The following is a 26,978-nucleotide window of genomic DNA, read 5'->3' as shown; positions in this document are numbered from 1 at the left end:
TGTTACGGGCTCCCGCATGCCCCTCACTGAATCCACCTTCCGTCCGCACCCGCTCCTGGCAAACGGGCACGCCCAGACCATCTGGCCGGTGGTTTTCCCGCATGGGGTGCAGGTACCTTGGGTGCGGGAGAGATTGGAACTGGAGGACGGGGACTTTCTGGATCTTCATTGGCTGCGCAGCCCTGGCAGTGGCAGCAAGCTCGCAGTGCTCTCCCACGGCCTGGAGGGTTCCGCAGACGGGCTCTACATCCGCACGATGGCAGCCGCCCTCCATCAGCGAGGCTGGGACGTGCTGGCTTGGAATTTTCGCGGGTGCAGTGGCGAACCCAACCGCCTGCTTCGCTCCTACCACAGCGGGGAGTCGCAGGATCTGCGCACCCTGATTGAGGCCAAGGCGGGCGACTACGATCAGGTAGCACTGGTCGGCTTCAGCCTGGGTGGCAACATCACCCTGAAGTATCTGGGCGAGCAGCCCCCCCACCCCAAGGTCGTGGCGGGCGCAGCCATCTCCAGCCCCGTGGACCTCGCCGCCAGCGCCCGGACGCTGGACCTGCTCTGGTCCAACAAGCTCTACCTGCATCGCTTCCTCGTCAGCCTGATCGCCAAGATCGAGGAAAAACACCACCGTTTCCCCGGCAAGCTTGATGTACTAGGCCTGTACCGCATCCGCACCTTCCGGGAGTTCGACGACCGCTACACCGCCCCGCTGCATGGGTTCGCCGATGCCGCCGACTACTGGGCCCGCTGCAGCTCCAAACCTCTCCTCCCCCGCATCACCGTGCCCACACTCATCATCAGCGCACGCAATGATCCGTTCCTGCCCGCAGAATGCTTCCCCTTCGCCGAGGCTGAGGCCAACGCACGGATCGAGCTGGATGTCCCGGCCTCTGGCGGACACGTTGGGTTCGTGGAAAGCAACTCCAGCACGACCCCATGGCTGGAGGGCCGGGTTGCGGGATTTTTTTCAAGCATGGGCCCATCCTGACACCACGCCCCATTCGCGAGGTATTCTCAACCAGGTGGCAGACCCTGGTTCATGATTGCAAAGATCTTTCGACTCGTCGTCGTCGAAGACGCCGAAGGCCGCAGCGTCACAGCTTTCATCCCGGCTCATGAAGATCAAGCCCCCAAGTTCCAAACCCTTGAATGGACTTGGAGGTACTGAGGAAGGTTCGGAACCATGCCTTTCGGCCCTCAAATGAAGCCTGTACCGACCAAGTCACCGACCAAGCTACCGATCAAGCTTGTCCCCTGGGTCATCACGTTGCATTTCCAGGTCTCCCGTCATTGAGCACCTCGAATCGGTCATTCACTCGAAAGCGGGACACCGAACCCGGGATGAGCTTGGGCGCTCCGTTCACAAATCCCGTGCCGTACCTGATGACCGCGACATACTCAGATGCCCCCTGAACACAGGGTAACGCCAACAGGAGAACCCTGTTGCATTGCAGCGCCTCAAGGAGGTCCGCACAGCTCGGACACCAGGGAGCCACCACCGCCGCCGCCCCTTACGCACCGACTTCCCCCTCACCCGCACTTGACCCCCTCCCTGCCCAAGTGTTCCCTTCCTGTCCCGCCCCTCTCTCCTCCCCACCATGCTGCCCTTCTCTGAAAGCCTGCTTCGCGAAATCCGCGATCTGGCGTTCTTCCGCGTCTTGAGCGGGAAGAATGCGATGGTGTATGTGGACGTGCTGGAGGCGTTAGACCGGGAATCTGAGGAGCGCCCAGACGGGCTCGCCCGGGAGGAGGCGATCGCCATGATCGCCGAAATCCTGACCGATCACCCTGAATTTCAGCCGGATACACTCACACCAGAAGGCGAGCCTGCCCCGGCCGCGTCGCTCGAAGATCTGGAGGCGATCAGCCTGACCGCCCGGGAAAAGGCCCGCCAAGTCCTGGACCACCTCGTCCGCTGCCGCTGGTTGGAGGAGCCCCCTCGCCGGGACTGGCAGCGTCGGGTGTACTTCGACGCTCACAGTTCCACCATGATGATGGCCCTGCGGAAGATCGCCTTCCCGGACGCTGCCGTCTTCACGGACAAACTGCTGGCTGTCTGCGCTCTCCTTTTCAACGAAGTGGAGATCATCGAGCGCCCCTGGCAGACGGTGGAGAACTGCCTCAGCTACGCGCGGCAGGGTCTCAATGAGCTGCGCACCATGCAGAAATCCGTGCAGCGCCTCACTCGCAGGCAGCTTGAGGAAGACACCCTGAAGGGCAACCTGGAGATGGTCTTCGACCGATACGCCGAGGAGGTGGCCCACACCTGCTACGCCGAGCTGGTCCGCGCCCGCCTGCCCACGCGTCTGCCGGATGCGGTCCGCCGTATTGGCGAGCGCCTGATGGACTCCTTCGACACCATGGCAGCCATGCAGACGGAGTATCTGCGCCGCCACGACGGCATGAGTGCGGAGACTGCCCGGGCCAAGGTGCGCAACACCCTGGACGAACTCTCCCGCCTGTTGGAAATGGTGTTGCCCATGGCGGACGAGATCGACCGCCGCACCGCTGACTTCACCAGACGCTCCCTGGCCCGCTTCCGCTATCTGCAGGAAGTCACCGGTGAGCGTCGCGGCGAAATGCGGGAGTTCTTTGAGCAGGTCAATCGCATGCTCAAAGGCCGTCGGTTCACCGGCAATTGGGAGCTCGAACCCGAGCTGCCCCCGTGCCGCATGCCCGAAGCCCAGATCCCCGCCGGACGCGACTCCTTGTACGAGCCTCCTCAGCGCCGCACTGCCCAGGAACAGGAAGCCATGGCGGACGAGGAACTCTCCGACGAGGACCGCGATGCTGGCCTGCGGGACATGGAGCGCGCGCTCAAGGAATCCCTCTCCGTCCGCCGGGCCAACGCTTTTGTCGCCGACATGCCTGGCGGCAAGGGCTCGGCCATCTCCAGCGCCGACCTGCCTTGGGAGGAGTCCCGCAGCACCGCCGACCTCCTCGCCCTCATCCTCCACGCAGAGTCTCCCGACGCCCGCTACCGCCTCGAAACCGACCGCCAGATCGAGGAAACAGAATCCCCCACCCTCGATCCCTTCCCCGGCGGTAGAGTCGAACGCTTCAAGCTCATCAAAAAATAACGAGCAGCGCCAAATCAGCCCTTCTCCCTTACCCCTCTTCCCTTTTCCCTCTCTCCCCATGCCCACCCACGATCCTGACTTCCTCCATGTGGACCAGCCGCCGGAGACTCTCCTGCGGCTGCCGGAGGCGGATCGTGCCCAGCTCGGAGATGCTTTGCAGGAGTTGCTCACGCATGGGTCCATCCTCGGGCTTGAGGCCGGCCAGTCGGCGCTCTATCATTGGTGTCGGCAGAACTTCGAATGGCTGAGGGAGACCGCCACTCTCTTGGGACTGGATGTCGCCCTGCTGCATGAGGAACGCATGGTCCAGGCCCTGCCGCGCATCGCCAGCCTGCAGCTTCGGCTTCGTCAGGACGCGACGTTGATCTGGCTGGCCCTCTGGTATGCTGGGGACGTGCGCTGGCGGGATGAAGGCCAGACACAAGCCCTGATCAGTGTGAGCGAGCTCAATTCCCTGCTCAAGGACCAGCTCCTGCCCGACCTCGCCAGCCTGCCCACTCGCACCCGCATGCGGGAGATCCTGCGTCAGGCCGCCCGGTTCAATCTCATCCGGTTCACGCTGGCCGAGCCCTTTGAAGACTCCGGCATCGAGGTCCTGCCCGCCATCCGCCGCGTCGTCCCCTTCCAGGACCTGGCAGACTGGACCCGTAGCGCGGCGGTCTTCAAGAAAGAGGAAACAACCGATCTCGAAGGCGCAGCAGGAACTCCCGCCGCCGGTTCTCTGCAGGCCGAGGAAGAAGACTTCCCGGCGTAAATCACTTTTCGTCCCCCTTCCCCTCCCTTTCCCATGCCCGCCGCCCCTGGAGACACTGCCGTGGATGACCCGGACTTTTCCGGAGCCTCCCTGCCCGGCTCCAACTCCCGCACCAGCCGCGCCATCCAGCTCACGCGCATCCACGCGCTGAACTGGTATGGTTACCAGGACAGCCTGGCGGTTAAAGGAAACCTCGTGCTCGCCGGCCTCACCGGATCCGGCAAGTCCATCCTCATGGACCTGGTCATGCTCGTGCTGGTAGGCCCGGAGAAGGCCCGCCATCACTTCAACCGCAGTGCCACCGGCACCCAGAGTGATCGCACACTCAAAGGCTACTGCCTGCTCGATACCAAGCGGGAGGAAAACGGCCAGCCCACCTACTATCGTGACAAAGGGGCCACCACCTACGTGGCGCTGGAGTTCACCTGGCCCGGCGGCCAGCGCATCGAAACCTGGGGCCTCCGCATCGAGTTCCGCAACGCCAGCGAGAACGACGGCCAGATCACCCCCTTCTTCTGCAAAGGCAGTCTGGAGCGGGCCGATTTCCTCACCGCCTGGCTGGATGGCAAGAAGCGCCCCAGCGAGCTGCCCGCCTTTCGCGCGCTCATCGACGCTCGCGCCGGGCGCACCTTCTCCTCCTCCCGCGAGTATCTGCGGGACATGAGCAACCCGGAGCACCTCAACTTCAACCGGGAGGTGCTGGACCGCCTGCTGCCCAGCGCGATGTCCTTCACCAACCTCAAGAGCTTCGACGACTTCTGCCGTCGCTTCGTGCTCCCTGGGGAGTCGGTGCCTGTGGAGGATGTCACCGCCAGCTATCGCGATTTCCAATCCTATGAGCAGGAGCTCAAATCCCTCCGCGCCCAGTTGGAGCGGTTGCAGCGCATCCGTGATCTCTCTCAGAAACTCGAGTCCTCCATCCGTGATCGCGATGTGGCCCGCTATCTTCATGGCGAGCTCTCTCATGAGCACGCCAAGCAACTGGTGGAGAGCGGCGAAAAGCGACTGGCAGATCTGAAGGTGGCCCATGCTGCGGAACAGGCCCAGTTGGACGAACTGGACCGCCAGATCCAGCAAGCCACTGCCGAGCGTGAGCGTCTGCTGGCCGTGCTGAATGAGACCTCCGAAGGCCGGCTCTACGGCCAGCTCAGCGCCCAGGTCAAAGAGCTGGAAGGCCGTGTAGAAAGCCTCAGTAGCCTGCAAGCGCGAGTAGAAGACCGCCTGCGCCGCCGCGTGGACAACGCCCGCGAGTGGCTGGAGAAGATGCGAGCCGCCTCCATCGTGGCCCCCTTGGATGGCCGTGCCATGGAAAAGGCCATCCGTACCCTGGATGATTGCGAAGCCCACGCGACGTTCAATGCCCTCTCCGCCGTGCGCGCCGCCGCGGAGCAACTCTGCCAGGACCTGCGCCGCTCCGTCAGCAACGAGACGCAGAAGCTCCAGACCCTGCGTCGTCATGAGGAAGAGCTCAGCCAGCAGCTCACCGCCCTGCGTTCCGGCCTGCCGCCGATCCCACAGCCGCTGCTGCACACGCTCAATGAGCGGCTCCCCCGCCTCCCCGGCGAGCCCACCGCTCGGGCTCTGCGTGACCTTTGTGAAGTGACGGACGAACGCTGGCGCGAAGCGCTGGAAGTGGCCTTCACCGACAAGTTCTCCATCGTGGTGCCCGAGCAGCACTACGAGGACGCACTGAAGATTTACCACGAACTCAAGCCCGCCTCCCAGAGCGTGCTCGCAGCGGCCGAGTCCCTCATTCACCCCCGTCGTGCGCTGGCCCTGTCACGCGAGGTCCTGCCGGGCTCCCTCGCTGAGAAGATAGAGACCAGCGACGCCGTGGCTCGCGCCATGCTGGACCACCTCTTTGGCGGCATGATCTGCGTGGAGACGCTGGCAGAACTGGAGAAGCACTCCGCCGCCATCCTGCCAGACGGCCTGACCCTGCGCGATGCCCAGGCCCGCCGCGCCCGTCACTACGACGGTCTGCCCTTCATCGGTCAGCGCGGTCTGCAACGCCAACGCGATATCAAGGCCAGCCAGTTGAAGGAAGTGGAGGCCCAGATCCGCCGGCTGGAGCCCATCGAGCGCGCGGTGCAGGATTCCATCAACCTCCTGCCCCAGATGATCCCGGATCACAACAGCATGGTGCAGGATCTCAGCAAGCTCGAGACGCTGCCCGAGATGGAGTCCAACCTGGACAAAGCCCGTCGCACCCTCGCCGATCTGGACACCTCCGCGTACTCCTCCATCGCCGAGCAGGCGGAGGAATGGCAGCCCCGCATCCGTGCGTGGAATAGCGAGAAGCTCGACATCGTCGGCAAAGGCAGCCACCGCGAGATTGAGCAGACGGAGAAGATGCTGGACAAGCGTCGCCAGGAGCTCAATGAAAGCCTGGAGGCCTTCACCCGCACCAAGATGCAGGTGGATATTTCCTTGCACTTGGAACGCCTTCGCACCTGGCGCGAGGAGATGCGCAACCGGTACATGGTATCGGACGTCATGGCCCGCGAGTTCGAAAAAGCCCGCGCCGCCGCCAGTGAGGAGGCCATCCGTTCGGAAGGTGACCTCAAGCAGGCCATGACGGAATTCAAGAAGACCTTCCAGCCCAAGTTCGACGACCTGCCCGAAGACGGCCGGACCGCCGCACCGTATGAGCGGGTCCTCGCCCGCATCGAAGGCGCCAGCATCATCGAGTACGAAAAGAAGGCCCAGTCTGAAAAAGCCCGCTGGGAAACGCTCTTCCGCACCCAGGTCCTCAGCCGCATGCAGCGCGCGCTCAAGCGCGTCGAAGACATCATTTTCCTCCTCAACAAGCAGCTCAAGCGCCCCATCGGACGCGACCTCTACAAGATCCGACGCGAGCCCAACCCGGACTTCAAGTTTTACCGCGAACTCATCGACCTCAACGCGCTTCACCAGGAGGACGGTCTGTTCTACAACAGCATCGGCGGCGAGCTCCGCCAGGCGCTGGACGCCTTCCTCCATACCCTCGTCCACAACGCCAACACTCCCGAGGCCGCCCGCCTCCTGGACTACCGCCAGTACTACGACTACAAGCTACAGGTCACGGACATCCACAACCCGGATGCCCCGCCCATCGATGTGGACAAGCAGGGCCGCAAGATGAGCGGGGGCGAGAACCAGAGCCCCTACTTCGTCGCCATCCTGGCGAGCTACCTCCATGCCTACAACCGGCATGAGACCCGCTGGAAGGAGCCCTCCCTCGCCCTCGTCCCCATCGACGAAGCCTTCTCCAAGCTCTCCGGCGAGCGCATTCAGGACTGTATCGGGGCCATCGGCGAACTCGACCTCCAGGGCGTGTTCTCGATGTCCAGCGGCAACATCCCCTACGCCTTCAGCCTCTGTGACGAGCTCATTGTCATCACCAAGCGCGAAGAACGCTCAGGGAATCGCAGCGGCATCCGCAACGTCCCCAGCATCCTCTTCAGCGACACCCCAGAAGGCAAGGAGTGGATGGAGAAGCATAAGGCCTAAAAAGTTCTTGATTCTTAGTTCCTGGTGCTTGGTTCAGGCCCCTAAACGCGCTCGGAGCCCTGCTTATCCCTCTTCCCTTACCCCTTGACCCTTCATATCAACCCGGCATAACACCCATGCCAAAATATCATTTCCGGCATTAAAAGACCTCCTCCACAATGAGGCATGAGCAGCGCATACGATGTCATTGTCATTGGCGGCGGTCCGGCAGGTTCCAGTTCATCAGCCATTCTGGCGGAGGAAGGTCACAAGGTGCTTCTTCTGGAGCGGGAGAAGTTCCCCCGCTACCACATTGGCGAGTCCCTCATTCCCTTCACCTACTTCCCGCTGGAGCGTCTGGGGCTGGTGGAGCGCATGAAGAAGTCCCACTTTGTGAACAAGTACAGCGTCTGCTTCGTGCCCCCTCATGGCCGCACCAGCCAGCCGTTCTACTTCTTCAACCGCTATGACAAGGACACCGTGGCCTCCACCTGGCAGGTGCTGCGCTCGGAGTTCGACCAGATCCTCCTCGACAACTCCCGTGAGAAGGGCGTGGAGGTGAAGGAGCAGACCAAAGTCCTCGAACTGCTGCGTGACGGAGATCTGAAAGTCATTGGTGTGCGTGCCCAGAGCCATGACGGTACGATCACTGACTACTACGCCCGCATCACGCTGGACTGCACAGGCAAGGAAGCCTTCACCACCGTGCGCAACGGCTGGAAGGTGCGTGACCCCTACCTGAACAAGGTGGCCGTCTGGACCTACTACAAAGGCTCCCGTCGTGAACCCGGCATCGATGAAGGGCAGACCACCGTCGCGTTTGTGAAGGACAAAGGCTGGTTCTGGCACATCCCCCAGCATGATGACATGGTCAGCGTAGGCGTGGTGGCGGAGGGCAAATACCTCTCCCGCGACGGCATTAAGGACCCTGAAGGGATCTTCAAGCGTGAAGTGGAGGAAAACCTGTGGGTGAAGGAATCCCTGTCCCACGGCCAGCAGGTCGGACAGTACTACATCACCAGCGAATACACGCACCACGCCAAGCATTGCGGCAGCGACGGTCTCCTCCTCGTGGGTGACGCCTTTGCTTTCCTCGATCCCGTGTTCAGCAGCGGCCTCATGTTCGCCATGAAGAGCGGCGTCCTTGCAGGAGAGGAAGTCAGCAAGGGCCTCAAGGAAAATGACCTCAGCCCCGGACGATTCCTCAAGTATTCGCAAGAGCTGCGCCAGGGTGTGGAGAACATGCGCAAGCTCGTGTATGCCTTCTACGATCCCAACTTCAGCTTCGGCAAGCTCATCCGCAATCACCCGGATGCCCAGGGTTCCGTAACCGACTGTCTGAGCGGCGATGTAAACAAGGACTACAGCGTCCTCTGGGATCAGATCCGCGAGCTGGTACCCCTGCCGGACGACCTCCCCCTCGGCGAACCCGAGGTCAGATCGCCGGAACTGGCCGCCGCATCCTGATCATTTTGACGAATTCGGGGCCCGCCTTTTCCAATAGAGGAGGCGGGCCTTTTTTCGCGCTTCTTCATTCAATCTCTCTCCACTCCCCTCCTACTCTCCCTTCCCATGAATCGCATCACCGTGATTTATGTCCTGATCCTGACGATTGTCACGGCCGCCATCTTTGCGGTGATTCACGCAGGAGCAGATCTACCCGCCCCGGCTCCAATCAGCGGCCCTGCAGGATCAGTCGCTCCCGCCGCAGTAGCAGCAGCCCATCCGGCCGCCGCCGTTGCGGTCTCGCTATCGGCTGGAGAGGCCATGGTGGCGAATCTGAAGGAGAACTTCAAGCACCCGCTCAGCCAGCTCTTCCTCCAGCTGGTGGTGATCATCGCCATCTCCAGGATCGTAGGGAAGCTGTTCACCTTCATGGGACAACCTTCAGTGGTGGGTGAGATGGCCGCGGGCATTCTGCTTGGGCCCTCCCTCTTTGGTCTGCTCACTCCAGACCTCTTCCAGTTTGTCTTCCCGGCTAATTCTCTCAACACCATCAAGCTGCTCAGCCAGGTCGGTGTGTGTCTCTTCATGTTCTCAGTGGGCATGGATCTAAACGTCGCCCATGTGCGCAACAAGGCTCACACCGCGGTCGTCGTGAGTCATGCGAGCATCGTTTTCCCCTACTTGCTGGGAGTGGTGCTTGCCTATTTCCTCTATACCAGCATGGCGGCTCCCGGTGCCTCATTCATCGCCTTTGCGCTGTTCATGGGCATCTCCATGAGCATCACCGCCTTCCCCGTGCTGGCCCGCATTTTGCAGGAGCGCGGCATGACGAAGTCCTTCCTCGGCAGCACCGCCATCACCTGCGCGGCAGTGGATGATGTGACCGCCTGGAGCATCCTCGCCTTTGTCGTTGCCATCGCCCGCTCCACCAGCCTCGGCGGCTCTGCGCTGAACCTGCTGCTCATCGGTGCCTTCATGCTTGTCATGCTCGCCATTGTGCGTCCCGGTCTGCCCAAGTGGCTGGGTGAGAAACGCCTGCAGGCAGAGAATCCGTCCAAGGGAGTGATGGCCACCGTGATCTGCGTCGTGGTCGCCTCTGCCCTTTGCACAGAGGTCATTGGCATTCACGCCCTCTTCGGGGCCTTCCTCGCCGGGGCCATCATGCCAGACCTGCATGGATTCCGCAATAAGCTGAACATCCGTATCGAGAACTTCAGCTCCGTGCTGCTCCTTCCGCTGTTCTTCGCCTTCACCGGACTGCGCACCCAGATCGCCCTGCTCAATGATCTCTCCGGCTGGGCCATGTGCCTGATCATCATCGCTGTGGCATCCCTGGGCAAGCTGGGTGGCACGGCCGTGACCGCCCGCCTCACTGGGATGGGCTGGCGGGACTCCCTGCAGCTGGGGGCCCTCATGAACACACGCGGCCTCATGGAGCTCATCGCGCTGAACATCGGCTACGATCTGGGCATCCTCTCCCCCCGCATCTTCACCATGCTGGTGATCATGGCCCTCGCCACCACCGCCCTCACCGGCCCGCTTCTCACCTGGTTCGGCGCCCAGAAGTCCCCAGAACCAGAAGGTCAGCCTCATCCCGCCCGGACGTAGACAAAACGGGTTGGCTGTGGCATGAAAAAGACCATGCAAGTCGAGCCCCCCTCTTCTGACTCCACCTACGATGTCGTTGTGATCGGCGGCGCCCTCTCCGGCGCCGCCACTGCCACGCTGATCCTCCGGCACAATCCCGGTGTCCGCCTCCTCATTGTAGAAAAGTCAGAAAAACTGGGTCGGCGCGTTGGTGAAGCCACTGTTGAGATCAGCGCCTTCTTCATGGGGCGCGTGCTCGGGCTCACGCAATATCTCAACGAGAACCAGCTGGTAAAGCAAGGCCTGCGCTTCTGGTTCAAGAATGACGAGGTTGAGAACCTCTCCCAAGCCAGCGAACTGGGGGCCAAGTACCTCTCCCGCATTGCCTCCTACCAGCTCGACCGCTCCACTTTTGATGAGGAAGTCCTGCGCCGGGCCGGTCTGGCCGGGGCCGAGATCATCCGCCCTGCCACAGTCTCCAACGTGGTCCTGAACGACGGCGGCATGCAGTCGCTGGACGTCAGCCACCAGGGCCAGAAGCGCACCATCAGCACCCGCTGGATTGTCGATGCCTCCGGGCTGGCCGCCGTGCTGGCCCGTAAGAACGGCTGGTGGCGCAGCAACACCGAGCACCCCACGGCCGCAGCCTGGTCCCGCTGGACCAATGTCAAAGACTGGGACTCCCGCGAACTGGCGGTGAAATACCCCGAGTGGTCCCGTGCCGTGTATGGCATCCGCAACACCGCCACCAACCACATCATTGGCGACGGCTGGTGGAGTTGGTGGATCCCCCTCAAAGGCGGCTCCGTGAGCGTGGGCGTGGTGTTTGACCAGCGCATCGTCGATTTCCCCCAAGAGGGGGGCAAAGTCGCCGATCGGCTTAAGACCTTCCTCATGAAACACCCGGTAGCTGCCGAGATCCTGGCGGACGCTGAGTACGACGAGGAAGACGTCCACTGGCGGCGCAACCTGGCTTACTACAGCACCACCTTTGCCGGTGACGGCTTTGTGCTGGTGGGAGATGCCGCCGCGTTCATGGACCCGTTCTACAGCCCGGGCATGGACTGGATTTCCTTCACCACCAGCAGTGCCGCCAACCTCATCACCCAGCAGCGCAATGGCAAGCCCATGACCGAACTGGTGGTGAAGTACAACCGCGACTTCAGCGTCTGCCACCGCCGCTGGTTCAACTCCCTGTACAAGGACAAGTACGAGTACATGGGCGAGTTCGACCTCATGAGCCTCGCGTTCCGTCTCGATCTTGGTCTCTACTACTGGGGCGTGGTCGAGGCTCCCTACAATCACGGGGAAACGGCCCTGTATGCTCCTCCCTTCTCCCCGCCCAGCGGCGTGATCTTCTCCAAGCTGATGAGCACGTACAACCGTCGGTTCGCCAAGATCGCCCGCCGTCGTCGCCGCGTCGGCACCCTTGGCCGTACCAACAAAGCCAACCGCTGCCTCATCCCCGGCTTCATGCTCAAGCGCAGCGACACCCTGCGCTTGTTCCCGCTTCTCGCAGAATGGGCCTGGCTGGAGATCAAAGAAGGCTGGCGCAGCTGGCTCGAGCCCGATGAAGGCCCGCCACTGCTGGAGAAGGCCTCGGCCACCAAGGCCGCGCCTGCGGCATAGTCCAGCGAGGATCATAGGCCTTATCGCATATCAGTGCCCACCGGCATCCAAACACGCGAAGCGTCTTGGAGTGTCGGTGGCTTGACACCGCTTTAGCCAGCCGAGAAAGCGGACGAAACCGTGGACATGCAGACGCTGGGTGAAACGGCTCGCACGATGGGCTTCGCTGAAACGGCAAACTCGGCAACATCCCCCACGGCTAGAAAACGGTGTCGAGCCACCGTACTCCAAGACGCTGCCGCGAGGTGCGACGGGCCAAGTCGAAAAACCGCAATAGAAGACGGTTCGGTCGCCGAAGCCTCCCCATTCAGCGTCGGTTCACCACCGCAATCCCCGCCAGCACCAACAGCGCCCCGACGACAAACTGAGGGTGCAGCGGCTCTTTCAGCAACAACACTCCAAACGTGATCCCAAACAAGGGAGTCAGGAACGAAAACACCGACAACCGCGAGGCCAAGTATCTCCTCAACAACCAGAACCAGAACAGATAGCTTCCAAAGGCCACAATCACTGTCTGGAACACCAAGTTAGACCACAGAAACGGCGTGAGCATCACCTTCTGAAAGTCGCCCCGCCACCAGCCAAATGACACCGCCAGCACGGCGGCGCCCACCAGTTGATACAGCAAGGTCTTGCTCGCGGGTGCCTCAGACAGACGACTTCCCCGGATCACAATGGTCGTGGCCGCCCACGCCATTCCCGCGAGAATGCCCAGCGCATCTCCAATGAGCAAATCCTTCCCGCCCGGGGCGAAGAGGCTGCCGGAGAAGGCGGCCACAATGCCAGCGAAGGCCAGCCCCACTCCACTCCACTGACGGCGGTTGAGGCGCTCCTCCTTCACCGTAAAATGCAATCCCAACGCGGCAAAGACAGGTGCCGTGTACAGAAATACCGCCATGTGCCCGGCCGTGGTGAAATTCAACCCCAGAGCCACCAGCACAAACTCCGCTCCGAAGAGCAGTCCCACCCACACTCCAGATCCCGCCGTGCCATCGCGGACAGATAAACTCTCACCGCGCCACACCATCGTCCCTGCCACGAGCAACGCCGCAAAGAGAGAGCGCAACCCAACCTGGAGCATGGGCGTCATTTCAGAGGCGGAAGCCTTGATGGCCACTTGCTGCAATCCCCAGATCAAACACAGCCCCATCATCACCATGTAACTGAAGCCATCGAGGGGCTTGCGAATCGGGAGGGCACTGGGAGGATTCATTCTTGGCGAGTCTGGCGAAACTTCCTTACGTTCCTCACGGACGTATGGGAATCAATATGTCAAGCAACGAGCCGCACGCCCCCAGAGCAGTCCCCTTCAAGCAGGTGGACGTCTTCACCGCCCACCCGTACTTGGGTAACCCAGTAGCGGTCATCCTGGATGCCGCCGGCTTGGACACCCGCCAGATGCAGCAGATCGCCAACTGGACGAATCTCTCTGAGACCACCTTCGTCCTGCCTCCCCAGGATCCCAAGGCGAACTATCGAGTGCGCATCTTCACACCCCAAGACGAGCTTCCCTTCGCGGGACATCCGACACTTGGCACCGCTCATGCCTTGCTGGAGTCCGGCCTCATCCAAGCGTCCTCAAGCCGTCTCGTGCAGGAATGCGCCGCTGGCTTAATTGAACTCACCGTGAGTCCCTCCCCAGGTGGTCCACCCCAAATCGCTTTCCAGTTGCCCAGGGCCAAGTTCAACCTGCTTGATGACTCTCAGGTCGATGAGCTGGAGGCCATTCTCGGTGCGCCCATCAAACGATCCTTCCCGGTGACCCTCACCGATGTGGGCCCGCGCTGGACCATCGTGCAGATCGAGAGCGCAGAGGCTGTCCTCGCCGTTGAGCCCGACTTCGCCAGCATGGCCAAATTTGACCGCGCGCTCGGGGCTTCTGGCGTCACGATCTTTGGTCCTCACCCCTCTGATCATGCTGCCACTTACGAGGTAAGATCCTTCGCCCCATCGCATGGAGTGAACGAAGATCCCGTCTGCGGCAGCGGCAATGGCAGCGTGGCCGCCGCTCTGCTCCACCATGGACTTACCGCCTCTCACGCGAGTGGCTACAGCGCCACTCAAGGCATCAAGGTCGGACGCGCCGGGCAGATCAAGGTCCAATACACGCCGAATGGCTCTATCCATATCGGTGGACAATCCGTCACCTGCGTCGAAGGCACTATCCGCATCTAAGACGAGCAAGTGGCACCATGCCCGGGCACCAAGGAAACAACCCTCTTTCTTCGACCTGGCTCTTCAGCAACCGGACCACTGAATCACTCAACTACCGAATCACTGGATTACTGATTCACCGGCCACCGAGATATCGCTCAGCCAGCTTTCTCATCCCTCCCTTGCGCAGCACCGCCACACCGGCCTCCAGCAGCACTTTGCTAACCTCCCCGCGAGAGACTTTCACCCCTGCTTCCAGCGAGCGCCAGTCCGCAGCTTCTATCAATGCCAGCGTCTTGATCCCCAACAGCAAGGGCAATGCCGTCGCATAGAGCAGCCGCTTGTTCTTCACCTCATCCAGGTAGCGTATGCCTTCTTGTAGATGCTCGAGACAAAGCTTCTTCCAAGGTGTCAGCAATGGCATGAGTTTCGCCGGATCGGCCTGGATGTCCGCCACGCCCAATCCGGCGGTCTGGAGCGCTTCCTCTGGAATGTAGCACCGCCCCAGTTTGAGATCCTTGCCGGGATCGCGCAAGATGTTCACCAGTTGCAGCCCCTTGCCATACCGGATGCCACGCGCCACCATCTCATCCAGGCTCACCCCATCATTGAAGGAGCCTTCCGCCTCCGTCGCACACAGGCGGGTCCAGAACTCACCCACGCAACCTGCCACCAGATAAGTGTAGTCGTCGAGATCCTGACGGGTGGCCAGTGCGCGCAGATTCCCATCTCCGGGAAAACGTTGAATATCCAGCATCTGTCCCTGAATGATGGGCCCCAACACTCCCACCATCGCCGCCTTCTGGCTTTCGGACGAAGCATGGAAAACGTCAAGCGCCTCCTGGAGACGCTCCAGGAGACGCGCCTCATGCGCATCCTCCTGATGCGGAACAAAGTCCACCATCAGCCGGGCCACCAGCACCCCCTCGGCAATGGGATCCCTTAGGGGCAGTCGCACCCGCCGCTCGAACTCGGCCAGACAAGTCAATCGTACCGCATCTGGCACCTGGATCGTATCCGCCATGGTGTCAGCAGCCCTCGCCAGCAGGTACGCCAGGGAAAGCGGCTCTCGCAATCCTTGCGGCAGTGCCTTGAGCGTGAGATAAAAGGATCGGGACACGCCCTCCAGCAGTTTCCCGCCCAGTTCTTCTGCTCCAGTCATTGGTTGAACATTTTCTCTTTGATCCATCTTAAATCCGAAAACTGATTCTGTCTCTTGCCGTCTCATCTTTACCTTCACATCCCCTTCTGTCATCGGATCTGCCCGTACTGTAGTTTCTATAAACACACGCTCGGTGGCACAGATATGGGAGCCTTTGTAAAGGCAGTGCTCCAGGAGCTGGCGCTGCACCAGCGTACGATGCCCGTGACAGCCCGTACCATCTTCCTGGGTGGCGGCACCCCCACTGCGCTCAGTGAGAAACATCTGGTCGCTTTGCTCACCGGATTGAAGGAGGCTGCCGCATCCACGGGAACCGTTTTGGAGGAGTTCACGCTGGAAGCCAATCCCAAAACGGTGAGCGCCAGCAAGGCACGCCTGTTGAAGGAACTGGGCGTCACCCGGATCAGCCTGGGAGTGCAGGCATGGGATGATCCCACCTTGAAGCTCCTGGGCCGTGATCATGCGCCCGATGAAGCGATGGAGACCTTCCACATCCTGCGTGACGCTGGCATCCCCAGCCTGAACATCGATCTCATGTTTTCCATTCCCGGACAGTCTCTCAAAGTCTGGAATGCCGGCCTTGAGAAAACACTCTCACTGGGCTCCGATCACGTGTCGTGCTACAACCTCACGTATGAAGAGGACACCGAGTTTCTCTCCAAACTTCAGGCCGGGGTGCTGGACACCGATGAAGACCGCGATGCTGATCACTTCCAGTCCACCATGGACATTCTCGAGGCTGCAGGCTTCGAGCACTACGAAATCTCCAACTACGCCCGCCCCGGCCACCGCTCGGTGCACAACCAAGCCTACTGGCGCGGGGCCGACTACCTCGGCCTGGGTCCTTCCGCCAGCTCCACAGTCAAGCAGGTTCGATGGAAGAACATCTCAGACACCGCAGGCTACATCCGCCTGATTGAAGAAGGTCGTCTGGCCATCACCGAATCCGAAGAACTCAGCGACCGCCAGTGGCTCATCGAACGTGTCGCCCTGGAACTCCGCACCGCCGAAGGCATGAGCCTCGAACGCGTGGCCCCCTCTCAAACAGAAGCCCTGACCATGCTGGTCACCGAGGGCCTTGTCACAGCCACCGCCGACCGGGTGATCCTCACCCGCGCCGGCAAAGCTCTGTCCGACAGAATTGCAGAACAACTGCTACCGGACGAATAGAGGCAACAATGATGAATTAGGAATTCTAAATTAGGAATGAACTGAGACCTCCGTCACCGGCGACCCGAAACGAATCTCGAAGTTCATTCCTAATTCATCATTCCTAATTCCTAATTTTTCGAAAGCCACTGCACGGCGTCGGCCACGACGTAGCCGTCTGCCCCTTCATTCGTGATGGTCACCACGGCAGCCACGTCTTTTGTGAACTGAAAGGTGCCCAGGGAGACGAAGAGCCCGTCAATCGGGGGCATGCCCTTTTGATTCACGGAAACCACTTTCTCTCCGGCAGGGGTGAGCACCTTGACCTTGGCGTTGGAAGCCCGGTTGGTGTTGTGGGGCACAGCCAGACGCACCTCGTAGTTGCCTGACTTGGGCAGCACCGCTTCGAAGCGGGCGGTGCAGTTGCCGTCATTCACGTTGCCATCGTGACGATAGCCTTCGCCGATGAAACGCTTGGCGACCTTGCTCTCCCCCCAGTTGCCCTTGAACTCCGCCTGGGCATCATCCACCACCACGCCCTTGAGTTTGGAGACATCAATGCCACCCTTCTCCTCAGTCTTGATGAGATGTGGAGCTTCCAGAATCTGGCCGTCCTTGAGCAGGCGCTCACGAAGATCCTTGTAAGGCACATCCTGCACAGCACTTCCTGCATCAATGGCCATGACGGCGGCAGTAGCGGAAGACTGGGCCAGGATCATGAACACCGGCTCCATGCGGATGGAACCGAAGGCGATATGGGTGCTAGAAACACAGACGGGAACCAGCAGGTTGTCTGCCTGACCTTTCTTCGGCACCAGAGAGCCGTAAGCGATCTCGTAGGGTCCGTTGGTGGAGACACCAATGTCACCTTCGTTTTGCACATAGCCCTCAGGCGTGATGTAGCGCTGCACATTGTGGGAGTCGATCGTGTAGGAGCCCATGCCCACGGAGTCTGGAGTGGGCTTCTTCTTGCGCAGCTCGTTCTCCGTCATCACGAAGGCCCCCACCATGCGGCGGGCTTCGCGGATGTAGAGTTGCGGAGACCAGTTGCCGTTGTCTTTGAACTCATCCTTGGGCAGACCCCAGCGCTTCATTTCGTTGCGCACTTCGGTTGGCACCCGGGGATCATTGGCGATGAAATAGAGCCAGCCCTTCTGATAGGTCTCATGCTCCTTGATGATCTCTTTGCGGCGTTCATAGGAGGCGTCTGGGTAGTCGTAGTTGTACCCGATGTTGTCCGTGCTGAAGGGGCCGTGGTTGTTCGTGTCCGTCTTGTGGTTCGGGATCGGATCGAACTTCTCGAACGTCTCCCGCCAGCCTGCATCAAACACGCGCACCAGCATCTCATACTGTTTGGCATCGTAGCCTTCCGGCTTTTCAAACGGGATGCGGTTGTCGGGATGATCCGTCAGGCACATGCGGAAGCAGTAGGCCTGCACCCGCTTGTCTTCCTCACCGAACTTGCCAGGAGACTCAGCGCTGACCCGCGGCAGCACGCCGCTCTTGGGATCGCCTGGCACCACGTAAGGACTGATCTTGTCCTTCAGCACACCGAAGTGATGCCGATGATGCAGCACGCCTGTCTGCACGCCGTTCGCGGTCTCACCATACTTGCTGTTGGCCTCACGTCCCACGTGGTAGTCCACCGCCGCGGCCGCCATGAGGTCCCCCTCATAGGTGGCATCAATGAACATCTTCCCGGTGAGGGTCTTGCCGCTGAGCATGGTGATGCCCGTGATGCGTCCGCCCTCCTTATTCACCCCCTTGGCGCGATCCAGCCACTCATCACGCAGCACAGGGATGTTGAACTCCTTGACGTAGTCCTCAAACACCTGCTCCGCCACATGGGGCTCGAAGATCCACATCGTGCGGTTTTCACCATCCATGGCCGGTGTCCCCTGGCCTTTGTTGCCGTACTCGGCCTTCTTCTGCTGCTTCCAGGCCTCCTCTTTGTCATAGTGCATCCAGACACGGTGGTAGAAGTCGCGGGACAGACCACCAATGACGGCCTTGTTGCCTGTGTCCGTGAAGCCCAGACCACCGCTGGACAGGCCGCCCAGGTGCTTGTCCGGGCCCACCACCACGGCAGTCTTGCCCATCTTCTTGGCCTGCACAGCAGCAATGACCCCCGCTGCAGTACCGCCATAGACCACCACATCATACTCCTCAGCCTGGGCTGCCAGCGGCAGGCCCACGATGAGGGTCGAAACCATCCAAGTGCGAAGCGATTGATGCATCATGAGGAAACGCGTATTTTAATTTCGAAACTTCAAATAACAGGTCAGCCGACTTTATGTCGCCATCTCTCAAGGCCCATGTTAGGACTTTTGGACAGAAGGAATCAATCCCCAACCGCTTGGAGCCATCGGCCAGGAAGGAAAGCCCGCCCTTTCCTGCATTCCAAGGGAACCATTTCAGCCGCGGCGGCGTAATGAGATTTACTGAGAAGTCGAAATGCCCCCTGTTTCCATGATCTTCCGGCCCGTTTCCCTGCCGGCCACATTCGCCGGTCAGCTGCTCCTTACTTCCATGCCTGGCTATCAGGATGGTGATGTGGAACGCCCACTTGCCGCCTGGAATGCCCTGAGACAGAAGTCAGGGGACGACAAGGTCACGCTCGTCTGCCTGACGAGCGAAGCCGAGATCCAATCCAAGTCACCCCGCTATGCCCGCACGCTGGCAGAGGGCCGCTGGGGCGGCCGTCGCATCAGCCATCCCGTGCCTGACTTCGACATCCCGGGGGATGCCGAGCTCTACCATCTGATGGTGCTGGAGATGGGCAAACGCATCCGACAAGGTGGCACCGTGCTCATCCACTGCGCTGCGGGTGTGGGACGCACTGGCACTGCCGCCGTCTGCGTCTTGCTGACGCTTGGCATTCCCTTGCATGAGTCCCTCAGCCTGGTACGCAGCGCAGGCAGCGGCCCAGAGACCGCTGAGCAACGCCGCTTCGTGGAAGACTTTGCCAACAGTCGCATTCTCCGCACGGCCACCACCCCGCTCACTTCGCGGCCGGGCTCCCCCAGATAATGCGCGAGGCGAAGACCGCGTTGTTGGACCCGTATTTCATAGGGATGGTGTAGTCGTACGGCTTGGGCGGGTTGGTCTGCATCCACTCCGTCACCGTAACCCAGGTCTCCTGGTCGCTTACCTTCGTCACACCGAAATTCCCCAGGCGCGCCCCGCGGTTGGGCACCAGGATCCGCTCTGTACTGCGGATGACGCAGAGCTTCTCCGGATCCACCTGCCCGATGAAGAGCGGTGCCCGATGCCGGAAGACGTGATCGTTGTCTGCCCCCTTCCGAGTGTACACCAGGAAAAGGCCCTGGTCATGCGTCACCCAATGCTGCTGGGTGTTGTAGTTCCCCAGCTCCGTGCCGTCATCCCAGGTCCACATCTTGGGCGGGGAGAAATTCAATCCGTCGTCACTGGTAGAGACATAGCCCGCTTTGTCGTGACGCATAGTCAGGTAGTAGCGCCCCTTGTACTGGGTCAGAGATGGCTCTCCCAGTCCACGATCAGACGGAACGGTCAACTCCGTCCCGTGCGCGACATACGTGAGCCGCTTGTCGTCAAACCGGCACCGCACCACCGTCACTGACGTCTGTTTAGCCTCCGGGTTTTTGAAATAGACCGGCAGCAGGATGTCCCCGTCCGGCAGATCCACCCGCTGCACGCAGCCCGCCCCCGCGCTCTTAAAGCGGGGCTCGTCCGGCATGGCCATGGTCTCCCATCGCGTCCATTGGCGTGTCGCCTCGTCATAGACCGCGTAGCAAGTCTCCCGGAGACGCTCATGCATCACCTTGTTGTCCTTGTACCGGGCGGTATGGCCGATCCCCAGTAGCGTCCCGCTGCGGGCGTGCCAGGCCGGCCAGAAGTCACACGCCACCACCTCCACACCATTGGCCTCCGTCCGCCGCCCCAGCGTATCCGGGTGCGAGACCGGCCCGCTCCATGTCGCTCCGAGGTCGTCGGTACGCATGTCGTTCAACTCGTAAAAAACATCGCTGCTGTTCAGCAGTAGTTTCTGCATGGTGAGCACCACCTTGGGTGGGTTCCCCGGCAGAGCGCCGGCCCGGGCGTGCACCCAGCAGGTCTTCTTGTCAAAGCCGGTCGAGAGCGTCTCCAGCCGGATCTCATAGTCTGGGGCACCCAGCACCGGCTTGCCCGGCTCTGCCGCACATAGTGCCCCGATGCCCATTGCCAGCGCCAGCCCTGCCCGAATATGGAATTTGAGACCCATCTGCATTTTCACCAAACGCCGACGTGGTCTCATTTCCCTCCTTCAAGGCACAAATCCGGGCAAAAAAGCTTTGCACCACCCACCTCCTGTTCCAAAATTCCCCCCATCGGACAGTGTTCGATCAACCTTCCAACTTCCTGCCGCCATGCTGCACAACGTTTACTTCTGGCTCAAATCCGACCTCAATCCGGAACAACGCAACACTTTTGAAGGGGAGCTCATCAAGCTCAAGGAGATCCCCTACCTCGTGCACGGCTTCATTGGCAAGCCTGCCAAGACCGAGGAGCGCCCGGTGACAGACCACTCCTTCAACTACTCCCTGACCCTCCATTTCAAAAACATGGAAGATCACGATCACTATCAGAAAGACTGCGAACATCACCTGCGGTTCATCAACACCTGCAAGTCCTTCTGGGATCGCGTGGTGGTGTATGACAGTTCGCCAGTGCACTGATAGCATTCCCATTCCACTCTTCCAAAAGCCGCGGTCGCGAGACCGCGGCTTTTTTGTTGTCTCGACCGGATGGCCCATCTTCTTGGAGGATGTAGTTTCCATTATCCCCTGCGCCCTCACCGAAGCTGGAAGCTGTTTGAACTACAAACAGAGCCCATAGCCCCGAGCAGGAGCCAACTGGGAATCAATCTCCATGCACAATGCAACCCGACTCAAGGCGATCTGCAACAAAACAGAGTCAATGGGCTGCCTTCACCCATCGCAAAAAAACAAAATATCACTCACTCTCAACAACTTACACACATCACCCCTGCCATGGCACGTCCCCTGCAAAACAGTACTTCGTAAAAAAGCCCCACTTCCTTCCCCACAACCCTCCACCCCTGCACGCCATGCTCTACACCATCGCCGTCATCCTCATCATCGCCTGGCTGCTCGGCCTGGTGACCTCCTATACCCTGAGCGGGTTCATCCACATCCTGCTTGTGGTTGCCATCGTCATTGTTCTATTGCGCGTCATCCAGGGCCGTCGCCCCATATGACGGGTTCTACGAGCTTGCTGCGCCACCCCGAAAAAACCCCGGCGCAGCCCTTCAAAAAAACAACGCCAACCCCCAACCCATAAAAAACAACGCCAACCCCCAACCCATTCCCATGTTCCCCTTTTCCAAGCCCCACCCCAAAACCTCCCTCGAACGCATCGGCTCCAGCCTTCGCGACGTGGGTCACGACATCAACAACCTGCTGAACACCCTGGGCAGTGAAGCGAGCGGCTACTCTTCAGAAATGAAGGACTGCATGAGCTCATTCGCCACCCAGGCACAGGCCACTGGCCGCCAGTTGGAAGACCAGGCCGCGCACGGCTACGAGTCCGTTACGGACTTCGTGAAACGTCGCCCTGTGGAATCCGTGGCGCTCGCCTTCGGTCTGGGCATGCTCCTTGTGGCGCTCAAGCGGCCCCGCTAGTTGCGATGCTGCTGCGCCCTGCCACGAGACGCCGTCCCCTCGCCCCAAGGAACGGCTCCGGCCAGAGCAGCAGCCCGCCTCGGCAGACAGTTGAAAACCGTGATCTCCGCGAACCTGGAACGGGGTCCCTGCCCCAGCCCATGCGGAGGGCGGCGGCAGTTCAGGCGGCCTGACCGCGCCTGAACTGCCGCTTGCGTTTCCAGCCCATCTAAAAAAACCGTTCCGCAGCCCCCGATATCTTTCTGACCATCTTCCATGACCTCAGCCATCGTCATTGTGTTCGTCTTGATCGCCGTGGCCCTGGTATTGTTCACGGTGGAGGTGATCCCTGCGGAGATGGTCGCCCTGGGGCTGCTGCTGGCCTTTGTGATGACGGGCATCCTCACCCCTGAGCAGGCCTTTGCCGGCTTCGCCAGTGATACGGTGATGATGATTCTGGGGTTGCTCATCATGACGAGCGCCATCGCGCGCACCGGGGTCATGAGCGGAGTCGCCCGCTGGTTGCAGATCGCAACCAAGGGCCGCAAGTTGCTCTTCATCTCCCTCCTGCTCGGCTCTGTCACCGCGCTGAGCAGCTTCATGAGCAACACGGCAGTGACGGCACTCTTCGTGCCGGTGGTCATCGCCGTCACACGCCGCATGGGAGTGCCCGGGCACAGCATCCTCCTGCCGGTCGCGTTTGCCTCCATCCTCGCAGGGTCCGTGACCCTCATTGGCACTTCCACAAACTTGGTGGTTTCCGGACTCATGCAGAGCAGCGGGCAGGCTCCGCTGGACATGTTCGAGATGACCCCTGTGGGTCTGGTTTTGGTGCTGCTGGGTGTGCCTTACTTGATTTTCCTCGCACCACGCCTGCTCCCTTCCCGCTCCCGGGAAGCCAGTATGGAAGAGGTCATCAGAGCGGGTCACTACCTTACCGAAGTACGGTTGCAAAAGGAATCCCCACTGGTGGGCAAGACGCTGAGGGAAGCTCGCTTTGGTGAGCAGCATGATCTCAATGTGCTCAGCGTCATTCGTGAAAACGGGGATCAAACCTCAGGACGAGCCAATACCAAGCTGCGGTCAGGAGACGTTCTGCTCGTCGAAGGCCCGCATGACGCCATCCTCAAGGTCAAGGACCAGTCCGGTCTGGAGATCAAGGCTGAAGCCAAGCTGGGCGGCGCGGCTGCGGAAAACGGCGAACCACGGTCCGGTAAAGATGACGACCGGGTGGTGGAGGCCCTGGTACTCCCTCGTTCCACTCTGTTGCACCAGACTCTGAAGCGCGCCCGTTTCCGCGAACGGTATGGGGTCATTGCCCTTGGCATCCGTCGGCACGGGGAGAATCTGCTCAGCAAGATCAGCCAAGTACCCTTGCAGGTCGGAGACCTTCTGCTACTTCAAGGGTCCACCAGCGATCTCCGTGCCCTGGAGGACACAGGAGCCTTCCGCTTGATAGGCGAGGCAGACACTACCCGTTTTTCCAAGGGACGCACGATCGCCGCATGCGCCATCTTTGTGGGTGTGCTTGCCCTGGGAGTCTTCAAAGTGCTGTCCCTCCCCGTGGCCGCTCTCACCGGTGCATTTCTCATCTTTGCCACCCGCTGTGCCTCTCCAGAAGAGACCTACCGTGAGATGGAGTGGAAGGCCATCATCCTCATCGCCTGCATGCTCAGTGTCGGAGCAGCGCTGCACACGTCGGGTGCAGATGCCTATGTAGGCGGCTTGCTGGCCGGGTGGGCGGGAAGCGTCACTCCGGTCTGGATCCTGGCCGGAATCTTCGTTTTCACAGTAGCCCTGTCCCAGCCCATGTCCAACCAGGCTGCCGCCGCCCTCGTACTGCCCATCGCCATCCAGACTGCTGCACAGATGGGGCTGGATGCGCGCCCTTTCGCCATGACCGTCGCTTTTGCAGCAGGTTGTTCGTTCCTCACTCCCCTGGAGCCGTCCTGTCTCATGGTTTACGGCCCCGGCGGCTACCGGTTCAAGGACTTTCTCATCGCTGGCCTCCCGCTCACCCTCATCGTCATGGTCGTGACCCTCCTGATGGTACCGATCATCTGGCCCCTGCACCCCCGCTGAGCAACACCTCCTTTCAGGTTCTTTCCCACAACCCGACTCCCACCCCCCTCATGGATGCCCAGCAACGTTCCTATCTTGCCTTTCTGAGGTTCTTCACCGCTCTGCTGCTGGTGGCCGCCCTCTACTTTGCCCAGGAGGTGCTGGTGCCCCTGGCCCTCTCCGCGCTGCTGGCCTTCATGCTCAACCCGCTGGTGAAGCTGCTCTGCCGCTGCCGACTGCCACGCACCCTGAGTGTGGTGATCGTGACCATGCTGGTGTTCACCCTCATGGGGTGTGTCTTCTGGATGGTCGGTAAGGAACTGCACCATCTGGCCAATGCTCTGCCCAACTACCGCCACAACATCCAGGAGCGCGTCTCCGCGGTGCGAAACGCCAGCGAGGGTGGCACCATTGCACGGTTGCGATCCATGGTGGCAGACATCAGCACCTCCGCCCTTGATGTGAGCGCGGGCCGACAGAAGGCCGTCTCCCCTTCTGCACCTGCCTCCACCACGCCCGCCGACCAGCCGCCATCACCACCCGACAAAACGACTCCAGCCCCACAGCCTGCTCCCCCTCCCGTGGAAGGGGGCATGGCCTCCAAGATTCTGAACGGTTCGCTGGCCTTTCTCGCCAATGGCCTGGGGGTGGCAGCCGTGGTGATCGTTTTTGTCATCTTCATGCTGCTGCGACAGGAAGACATCAGCCATCGTATTGTCGGCCTCGCGGGGTTCAGCCGGCTCACCACGACCAGCCGCGCCATGGATGAGATCGGCGGCCGTATCAGCCGCTATCTGCTCATGCTGGCGACCGTGAACTCTCTGTACGGCGTCATGCTCGCCATTGGACTGGCTTTCATTGGCTTGCCCTACGTATTGCTCTGGGGTGTGCTGGCGGCCTTGTTCCGGTTCATCCCCTATATCGGCCCGTGGATCGTAGCGGTGCTCCCCATCGGACTCAGCCTCGCCGTCTTCGATGGCTGGACCCAGCCCCTCATGGTTGCCGGTCTGATCATCGGGCTCGAACTGCTGACCAACATGGTATTGGAACCCCTCTTGTACGGTCACAGCGTCGGAGTTTCAGACTTCGCACTGCTCGTCGCCATCACCTTCTGGACTTGGCTGTGGGGCGGCCTGGGGCTCGTCCTCGCCACGCCGCTCACCGTCTGCATCGTTGTGATTTGCAAGTACATCCCTAGTCTCGCCTGGGTGGATGTGCTTATGGGCGAGAAACAGCCCCCTCAAGCCCATCTCATGGCGTTCCGTCGCCTCGTGGCGGGAGATGAAGACGCGTTCCAAAGCACTATTCAAGAATCATTCGAGAAAAACGGCGTGGAAGCCACGCTGGATCAGGTCGTCCTCCCAGCTCTGGTCCTTACGCGGCGCGAGGCGATGCTCGGCAAGCTGGATGAAGAGGAACAGAAGGAGGTGATCGAAACCATCCAGGCCACGAGCCAGTATTTGCGGGAGTGTCAGGCAGAGGCGATGGATGAAGCGAGAGAAACGGAGGCCGCCGCTGCCGCAGAAGCAGAAGAAAAAGAGAAGAAGGAGAACGAGGAGAATCTCGAGAACAGCGACGCGGTTACACCGGTCGCGGAGGTGAGCACTGCCGACGAACCCGTTCCTCCGCCCATCCCGGTCTTTGCCCGTGCCCTTCATGGCCAAGTGGACGCCCTCGCGCTAGAGATGCTGGAAATTCTGCTCCCGCCCCAAATCGAACTACAGGTCTCGGCAGATGATCGCCTCATAGGGGAACTGGTAGAAAATCTCAACGAATCCCGTCCCGCCCTCATGATCATCAGCGCCATGCGTCCCGGATCCATCATGGCAGCGGAAACTCTCTGCCGCCGCCTGCATCACAAGATTCCCGGGCTGAAACTGCTCGTCTGCCGCTGGGGCCTGCCTGGGCAACAGTCCACGGCCAAGTCCCTGAAGGACGCCGGAGCCACCTGGGTGGCCACCACCCTAGAAGAGGCACGGAATGTGATTGTCGAAGCGACAGATGTCCAGCTGTCCCCCTGACGTTTCCCGCCCCAGTTTGCTGTCCAGTGATTCAGGTACCGGGAGTGAATCCTGTACTGAAGGATCACTTGAAAACGTGCCCCTGTTCCCGGCCGTACAGTACATGTAGCGTCTCCCGACAACAAAAAAACGTCCTCTGCCCGTGCCGTCCCTTGCATCTACCCCAGCCGAAACACTCGCCCCAGCCCCTCTCCCCACCTGGCTGAAGACCAGCGATGGCCACGAGGTGCTCTGGCTGGACAGTGGTCGGGAACTGCTGGCCGCCCAGCTCCAGGCCATCGAGGGAGCGCAAAGCAGCATCCGTCTGGAGCAGTACATCTACCGCGCCTCTGACGTCGCCTCGCGCTATCGTGAGGCCATGACGGCAGCCGCCCGACGGGGCGTGCAAGTTACCGTCCTCATTGACCACGCCGGGTCCATCTCTCTGCCTGGAGATTATTTCTCAGAACTGGAGGGCCTCGGGGGCAAACTCGTCTGGTTCAACCCCGTCCGGCGCAGGTTCTGGTCCTTTCGCGACCACCGCAAGCTTCTGGTCGTGGACGATGACACGGCCTTCACCGGAGGCTGCAACATCGCCCCGGAGTACGAAGGCGACGGCATCACCGAAGGCTGGCGAGATGGCGGCATTGGCATTCGCGGACCGGTGGTGCACCACCTCGCCAGAGCCTTTGAGAAACAGGTCGATCAGGCGCCCAAACAGATCTGGAAAGTCCGGCGGCAATCCTCCTGGGGCCGCATCGAAGTGAGCCCAGAAGTCACCCTCCTGCTCACGCGCCCGGGCTTCCACCAAAACGCTTTTGATGAAGCCCTGCGGCACGACCTCCA

General features: G+C 60.9%; 20 protein-coding genes. 16 read left to right on the top strand and 4 right to left on the bottom strand.

Annotation, left to right across the window (positions count from 1 at the left end; genetic code table 11):
• Positions 1-16: 16 nt before the first annotated feature.
• The 7 genes from BV106_RS17385 (at position 17) to BV106_RS17355 (ending at position 11,964) form a co-directional block, all read left to right on the top strand.
• Positions 17-985: an alpha/beta fold hydrolase gene (locus BV106_RS17385; RefSeq protein ID WP_038166828.1), complete on the top strand. Its 969-nt coding sequence runs from the start codon at positions 17-19 to the stop codon at positions 983-985.
• A 610-nt stretch (positions 986-1,595) separates the two neighbouring features.
• Positions 1,596-3,077: a Wadjet anti-phage system protein JetA family protein gene (locus BV106_RS38625; protein ID WP_038166812.1), complete on the top strand. Its 1,482-nt coding sequence runs from the start codon at positions 1,596-1,598 to the stop codon at positions 3,075-3,077.
• 58 nt (positions 3,078-3,135) lie between these two features.
• Positions 3,136-3,831 (top strand): DUF4194 domain-containing protein, encoded by a 696-nt coding sequence (locus BV106_RS17375; RefSeq protein ID WP_038166810.1) that lies wholly within the window; start codon positions 3,136-3,138, stop codon positions 3,829-3,831.
• Positions 3,832-3,864: 33 nt separating this feature from the next.
• Complete coding sequence (locus BV106_RS17370; RefSeq protein WP_038166808.1) at positions 3,865-7,323, top strand: SbcC/MukB-like Walker B domain-containing protein; 3,459 nt, start codon at positions 3,865-3,867, stop codon at positions 7,321-7,323.
• Positions 7,324-7,488: 165 nt separating this feature from the next.
• Positions 7,489-8,769, top strand: coding sequence for an NAD(P)/FAD-dependent oxidoreductase (locus tag BV106_RS17365; protein WP_038166807.1), 1,281 nt, complete (start codon positions 7,489-7,491; stop codon positions 8,767-8,769).
• A 105-nt stretch (positions 8,770-8,874) separates the two neighbouring features.
• Entirely contained in the window at positions 8,875-10,356 is a 1,482-nt protein-coding gene (locus BV106_RS17360; protein WP_051945989.1) for a cation:proton antiporter, read from the top strand.
• Between the two features lie 33 nt (positions 10,357-10,389).
• On the top strand, positions 10,390-11,964 hold the full coding sequence (locus BV106_RS17355) for an NAD(P)/FAD-dependent oxidoreductase (RefSeq protein WP_265595790.1): 1,575 nt from the start codon (positions 10,390-10,392) through the stop codon (positions 11,962-11,964).
• Between the two features lie 307 nt (positions 11,965-12,271).
• Here the strand turns inward: BV106_RS17355 and BV106_RS17350 are convergent, their stop codons facing one another.
• Positions 12,272-13,177, bottom strand: a complete 906-nt coding sequence (locus BV106_RS17350; protein ID WP_038166804.1) for a DMT family transporter — start codon at positions 13,175-13,177, stop codon at positions 12,272-12,274.
• 56 nt (positions 13,178-13,233) lie between these two features.
• Between BV106_RS17350 and BV106_RS17345 the strand changes: the two genes are divergently transcribed.
• Positions 13,234-14,139, top strand: coding sequence for a PhzF family phenazine biosynthesis protein (locus BV106_RS17345; protein WP_038166803.1), 906 nt, complete (start codon positions 13,234-13,236; stop codon positions 14,137-14,139).
• Between the two features lie 115 nt (positions 14,140-14,254).
• Here the strand turns inward: BV106_RS17345 and BV106_RS17340 are convergent, their stop codons facing one another.
• Positions 14,255-15,280 (bottom strand): squalene/phytoene synthase family protein, encoded by a 1,026-nt coding sequence (locus tag BV106_RS17340; protein ID WP_051945988.1) that lies wholly within the window; start codon positions 15,278-15,280, stop codon positions 14,255-14,257.
• 54 nt (positions 15,281-15,334) lie between these two features.
• On the opposite strand from BV106_RS17340, the gene hemW reads away from it, so the two are divergent.
• Positions 15,335-16,450 carry a radical SAM family heme chaperone HemW gene (gene hemW / locus BV106_RS17335; protein ID WP_038166802.1) on the top strand — a complete coding sequence of 372 codons (1,116 nt, stop codon included), beginning with the start codon at positions 15,335-15,337 and terminating at the stop codon, positions 16,448-16,450.
• A gap of 110 nt (positions 16,451-16,560) precedes the next feature.
• On the opposite strand, the gene BV106_RS17330 is transcribed toward hemW, so the two are convergent.
• On the bottom strand, positions 16,561-18,642 hold the full coding sequence (locus BV106_RS17330; protein ID WP_051945986.1) for an FAD-dependent oxidoreductase: 2,082 nt from the start codon (positions 18,640-18,642) through the stop codon (positions 16,561-16,563).
• A gap of 241 nt (positions 18,643-18,883) precedes the next feature.
• On the opposite strand from BV106_RS17330, the gene BV106_RS35785 reads away from it, so the two are divergent.
• The gene (locus tag BV106_RS35785; RefSeq protein WP_265595789.1) at positions 18,884-19,459 is read left to right on the top strand and encodes a tyrosine-protein phosphatase; all 576 of its coding nucleotides are present in this window, start codon (positions 18,884-18,886) and stop codon (positions 19,457-19,459) included.
• On the opposite strand, the gene BV106_RS17320 is transcribed toward BV106_RS35785, so the two are convergent.
• Positions 19,431-20,672 (bottom strand): sialidase family protein, encoded by a 1,242-nt coding sequence (locus BV106_RS17320; RefSeq protein ID WP_038166822.1) that lies wholly within the window; start codon positions 20,670-20,672, stop codon positions 19,431-19,433. The genes BV106_RS35785 and BV106_RS17320 overlap by 29 nt on opposite strands.
• Positions 20,673-20,817: 145 nt before the next feature.
• Between BV106_RS17320 and BV106_RS17315 the strand changes: the two genes are divergently transcribed.
• From BV106_RS17315 to BV106_RS17295, 6 genes are all read left to right on the top strand, one after another.
• On the top strand, positions 20,818-21,126 hold the full coding sequence (locus BV106_RS17315) for a Dabb family protein (protein ID WP_038166801.1): 309 nt from the start codon (positions 20,818-20,820) through the stop codon (positions 21,124-21,126).
• Between the two features lie 392 nt (positions 21,127-21,518).
• Positions 21,519-21,668, top strand: a complete 150-nt coding sequence (locus BV106_RS38620; RefSeq protein ID WP_009960690.1) for a lmo0937 family membrane protein — start codon at positions 21,519-21,521, stop codon at positions 21,666-21,668.
• A gap of 112 nt (positions 21,669-21,780) precedes the next feature.
• On the top strand, positions 21,781-22,092 hold the full coding sequence (locus tag BV106_RS17310; protein ID WP_038166800.1) for a hypothetical protein: 312 nt from the start codon (positions 21,781-21,783) through the stop codon (positions 22,090-22,092).
• 255 nt (positions 22,093-22,347) lie between these two features.
• Positions 22,348-24,153, top strand: coding sequence for an SLC13 family permease (locus BV106_RS17305; protein ID WP_038166799.1), 1,806 nt, complete (start codon positions 22,348-22,350; stop codon positions 24,151-24,153).
• Between the two features lie 50 nt (positions 24,154-24,203).
• Complete coding sequence (locus tag BV106_RS17300; RefSeq protein ID WP_038166798.1) at positions 24,204-26,153, top strand: AI-2E family transporter; 1,950 nt, start codon at positions 24,204-24,206, stop codon at positions 26,151-26,153.
• 142 nt (positions 26,154-26,295) lie between these two features.
• On the top strand, positions 26,296-26,978 hold a 683-nt coding region (locus tag BV106_RS17295), incomplete at its 3' end, for a phospholipase D-like domain-containing protein (RefSeq protein WP_265595788.1).

Source organism: Verrucomicrobium sp. BvORR106, from assembly GCF_000739655.1.
In the GTDB taxonomy this organism is placed as follows: Bacteria; Verrucomicrobiota; Verrucomicrobiia; order Verrucomicrobiales; family Verrucomicrobiaceae; genus Verrucomicrobium.
This window is presented reverse-complemented; position numbering and strand designations above follow the sequence as displayed.

Excerpts from the sequence above, each read along its gene's own strand:
- BV106_RS38620 (WP_009960690.1), top strand. The coding sequence starts at position 21,519 with ATGCTCTACACCATCGCCGTCATCCTCATCATCGCCTGGCTGCTCGGC.
- BV106_RS17360 (WP_051945989.1), top strand. The coding sequence starts at position 8,875 with ATGAATCGCATCACCGTGATTTATGTCCTGATCCTGACGATTGTCACG.
- BV106_RS17355 (WP_265595790.1), top strand. The coding sequence starts at position 10,390 with ATGCAAGTCGAGCCCCCCTCTTCTGACTCCACCTACGATGTCGTTGTG.
- BV106_RS17375 (WP_038166810.1), top strand. The coding sequence starts at position 3,136 with ATGCCCACCCACGATCCTGACTTCCTCCATGTGGACCAGCCGCCGGAG.
- BV106_RS17320 (WP_038166822.1), bottom strand. The coding sequence starts at position 20,672 with ATGGGTCTCAAATTCCATATTCGGGCAGGGCTGGCGCTGGCAATGGGC.
- BV106_RS17310 (WP_038166800.1), top strand. The coding sequence starts at position 21,781 with ATGTTCCCCTTTTCCAAGCCCCACCCCAAAACCTCCCTCGAACGCATC.
- BV106_RS17330 (WP_051945986.1), bottom strand. The coding sequence starts at position 18,642 with ATGGTTTCGACCCTCATCGTGGGCCTGCCGCTGGCAGCCCAGGCTGAG.
- BV106_RS17345 (WP_038166803.1), top strand. The coding sequence starts at position 13,234 with ATGTCAAGCAACGAGCCGCACGCCCCCAGAGCAGTCCCCTTCAAGCAG.
- BV106_RS38625 (WP_038166812.1), top strand. The coding sequence starts at position 1,596 with ATGCTGCCCTTCTCTGAAAGCCTGCTTCGCGAAATCCGCGATCTGGCG.
- BV106_RS35785 (WP_265595789.1), top strand. The coding sequence starts at position 18,884 with ATGCCCCCTGTTTCCATGATCTTCCGGCCCGTTTCCCTGCCGGCCACA.
- BV106_RS17350 (WP_038166804.1), bottom strand. The coding sequence starts at position 13,177 with ATGAATCCTCCCAGTGCCCTCCCGATTCGCAAGCCCCTCGATGGCTTC.
- BV106_RS17365 (WP_038166807.1), top strand. The coding sequence starts at position 7,489 with ATGAGCAGCGCATACGATGTCATTGTCATTGGCGGCGGTCCGGCAGGT.
- BV106_RS17385 (WP_038166828.1), top strand. The coding sequence starts at position 17 with ATGCCCCTCACTGAATCCACCTTCCGTCCGCACCCGCTCCTGGCAAAC.
- BV106_RS17300 (WP_038166798.1), top strand. The coding sequence starts at position 24,204 with ATGGATGCCCAGCAACGTTCCTATCTTGCCTTTCTGAGGTTCTTCACC.
- BV106_RS17370 (WP_038166808.1), top strand. The coding sequence starts at position 3,865 with ATGCCCGCCGCCCCTGGAGACACTGCCGTGGATGACCCGGACTTTTCC.
- BV106_RS17315 (WP_038166801.1), top strand. The coding sequence starts at position 20,818 with ATGCTGCACAACGTTTACTTCTGGCTCAAATCCGACCTCAATCCGGAA.
- BV106_RS17305 (WP_038166799.1), top strand. The coding sequence starts at position 22,348 with ATGACCTCAGCCATCGTCATTGTGTTCGTCTTGATCGCCGTGGCCCTG.
- BV106_RS17340 (WP_051945988.1), bottom strand. The coding sequence starts at position 15,280 with ATGACTGGAGCAGAAGAACTGGGCGGGAAACTGCTGGAGGGCGTGTCC.